The sequence below is a fragment of the Mesorhizobium sp. M4B.F.Ca.ET.089.01.1.1 genome (assembly GCF_004022605.1).
In the GTDB taxonomy this organism is placed as follows: domain Bacteria; phylum Pseudomonadota; class Alphaproteobacteria; order Rhizobiales; family Rhizobiaceae; genus Mesorhizobium; species Mesorhizobium abyssinicae.
Genome location: NZ_RZOS01001254.1, coordinates 1 through 559, shown reverse-complemented (window position 1 = coordinate 559; position 559 = coordinate 1). Strand labels below are relative to the sequence as shown.

General features: G+C 55.8%; 1 pseudogene. It reads left to right on the top strand.

The window, feature by feature from the left end:
• Window positions 1-513, top strand: a pseudogene (locus EN780_RS37025) (hypothetical protein); the annotation flags it as partial.
• Between the last annotated feature and the right edge of the window lie 46 nt (window positions 514-559).

The following is a 559-nucleotide window of genomic DNA, read 5'->3' as shown; positions in this document are numbered from 1 at the left end:
TTTAAGGGCAGTCTAGAAGAGGCCTTAGCCAAGTCGGTCTCTCTGAACTCAAAGAACAAGATGCCGATGAGCCTGCAGGACAAAATGAATGCAGCCTGGAGGCTTACAGCGCGGACCGACTATTCCAAAAGCCGAATCGCGTTGGAGTGTTCCGTGGCCGAAGGCTCGGTGGCGAACATGAGGCGCGTCAAACGAGAATTGGCCGCGCAGGGAAGGACAGCGGATCAACTGCTGGAAATGAACTGGGCGGAAGCCCAACTTACAGCCAAGGGAGAAGAGAAACCCCAAGTCGATCATGACGCTGAAACCGAGAGGCGTGCCAGGGGCTACGTCAAGAGCATTGCGAGGGCGCTCAAGGACCGGCCTCATAGAGACCCAGAGGGCTTCGCGATGGCGCTCCTGATGTTGGATGAGCGGCTTCCCGGCAGATTGCTCGAGACGGAAGCCTGGGCCGATGTTCGCGTAGGCTACATCCAAAATCAGGAGAAACTCTTCGAGGATGGCGACTACTAGGGGTGCATCCATACATGTGCATTTTGTATAGGCGGCATCTTAAGCT